Origin of the sequence: Herbiconiux daphne, assembly GCF_024979295.1 — a bacterium.
GTDB classification, from domain to species: Bacteria; Actinomycetota; Actinomycetes; order Actinomycetales; family Microbacteriaceae; genus Herbiconiux; species Herbiconiux daphnes.
The window spans coordinates 1-2486 of the sequence record NZ_JANLCJ010000044.1; the positions used below are offsets into that span (position 1 = coordinate 1).

Here is a 2486-nt window from a genome sequence, read left to right on the forward strand (position 1 = left end):
TAAATGGTCAAGTGGTTCAACCACAAGTAGTGGCACAGCAACAGCACCTTCAAGTGGAAACACCTTCGTTCTCACAACAGGTTGTCAATGACGGTGGGTTCAAGGTAACACCACCAGCTCATACACATGCTTTGGCAGGTCTTGGGGCACTTTGAACAAAGGCAAAAGAAAGCAACTCTTCACATCTTCCAGACGGAACATATGCCGCAATCATCGACAAAATTCAAATCGGTGACACAAACGACGGTTCAAAACCTAAGGTTACATTCGTCTACAAAGTTGTTTCTGGAGAATTCACCAACAGACTTGAGTTCAGCAATGTGACACTTAACGTCGCTGACCAAACACCAGAAGGTGTAGACAGACTGGAAAAGAACCTTGCGAGAATCAAAAACATTTTCACACAATATGGTATTGATGAAGCGAAAGGGTTTGAACTAATCAACAACGCATACGCAGAGTTCAAGACACAAAACGTGTCAAGCAAACCTGTTGAACTTGCATTTGACGAAACGATTGGTGAACTGTCAATCAAATCTGTTCCTTCAAAACAAGAAGGGAAAGACCCATTCAGAAACGTATCTTTCAAATTGGGTAAGTAATTGAAGAGGGCTGACCGCCACAATGAGAACTTTGTGCCACATTCAATGTGGATAAGTCTTGCCAATGCAATGGCTGCAAGGTGGCATTGAAACGTGAGCAGTCCAAAATCAATTTACTTAAAATGCTTTCCAAGGGCATAGCATTGAAATAATGCCCTTTCCAATGGCAACGTAGATAAATGGGAAATCAAGGTGTATAAAAAAACACTCGCTTTCTGGGCGGTGTAGGTTCGAGTCCTACCGTTGCCACCATATGGTGAACATAATTCACCCATACATTACAAAAACATGTGTGTGTTAAACCTTACAATTATGTTATAGCTTTGACATTTCATGTTTATCATTTTTTCCTTTATCTGATTCCTCCTTTTTTTTCTGATTATTAAAAAACTCTTCTTTTTTCTTTGGACTATTCACCTAAAAAAAAGTTGGTAAGGAAAACACACATATGGTGTATAATGTATTTAAGGCACACACAGCAACACAAAACTTCAAACCAATTACTTGTAAAAAAAGCGTGCCTTGTAAAGTAAGATGCATACAGCAAACCAAAAACCATTTAAAATTGTACTTTTAAACGGGGCTTAAGTGTCTGCATCTTGTAACCAATAAACATTTAAGTCCCATCATCACCACTTCTGGTGATGTTTTCTTTTTCAAAAAAAGTTGGTGTGAATTTCTCATTATTCATTTATAATGTATTTACCGAAATGGAAATAAGGAGAAACATATGAACACATTTATCCAAGGGCTAAACGAAAAGGAAAACACAAAGGGCGGAATATACCATGGGGACACATTTGATTCCAACCTAAACCTGTTTGCCACAAAAGGTAGACATGATGACGCAAGTGAATTGGAGAGACTTATTGGCAATGCCTGAGTTGAAAACAAGGAACTTGCGGTCAAAAACGTTCTTAACTTCCTAGACATAAGAGCAGGAAAAGGTGAAAGACGTGCTGCAAAGATATTGATTGAATATCTATTGGTCAACAAATACAACGATGAAACGAAAACACTTCTTAACAAACTTATCGATAATATCGGCGAATTGGGAAGATTTGATTACCTTGTTGACATCGCTTTGGACTTCATAGGTCAGGAATACGGAAAGTATGCACTCAATGTCATCAAAACACAACTTCTTAAAGACGTTGACAACATGAACAAGAACATACCTATCTCATTACTGGCAAAATGACTTCCGTCAATCAATGCCTCAAGTGAAAAAACCAAATCAAAAGCGAGAATGCTAATCAAGATTCTGATTGTTGACCAAACCGAAGCTGACTATAGACTTATGCTGTCACAAATGAGAAAATATCTCAATGTGCTTGAAGTCAACATGTCTGCAAAAACATATGATGAGGTCGATTACTCAAAAGTGCCTTCACAAGCACTAAGAAAACACGTTAAAGCATTCTACAAAAATGACAAGGAAAGATATGAAGACTACAAAAACAAACTTGTTAAGGGTGAAGCAAAGGCAAATGCTGGTGCCATATGACCTTCACAAATCATATCTGACATAGATTACAAAAATGACATTGCCATTTCTGACGGACAGTGAAATAACTTGCCTGATTTCTTTGAAACAGATAAAAATGTTTTAGTTATGGCAGACGTGTCTGGTTCAATGAGACCTTTTGGTTGAGGAAAACTACAACCAATCCACTCATCTGTCGCTTTGGCAATCTATACCGCCGAAAGAAACAAGGGCGCTTTCAAAAACATCTTTATGACATTCAGTGAAACACCGAGACTTGTGAGAATGGTTGGTAACACAATCCGCGAAAAATTTATGTCTGTGGCACATTCGGACTACGAAAACAGTCAGACGACAAATATAGACAAGGCATTTGATTTGGTGTTGGGATCAACACT

Annotated in this window: 2 protein-coding genes, 1 tRNA gene and 1 pseudogene; all 4 read left to right on the top strand. The window is 38.2% G+C overall.

Features of this window, described 5'->3' with window-relative positions; genetic code table 11:
- Window positions 1-179 precede the first annotated feature (179 nt).
- Window positions 180-602: pseudogene (locus N1032_RS22530) on the top strand (DUF669 domain-containing protein); the annotation flags it as partial.
- A 165-nt stretch (window positions 603-767) separates the two neighbouring features.
- Window positions 768-854 (top strand) — tRNA-Phe (locus tag N1032_RS22535).
- A gap of 1048 nt (window positions 855-1902) precedes the next feature.
- Window positions 1903-2109 (top strand): DUF2828 domain-containing protein, encoded by a 207-nt coding sequence (locus N1032_RS22540; RefSeq protein WP_259542541.1) that lies wholly within the window; start codon window positions 1903-1905, stop codon window positions 2107-2109.
- A gap of 162 nt (window positions 2110-2271) precedes the next feature.
- Window positions 2272-2486 (top strand): DUF7788 domain-containing protein (locus tag N1032_RS28470; RefSeq protein WP_407933069.1); only part of this gene is annotated, 215 nt, incomplete at its 3' end.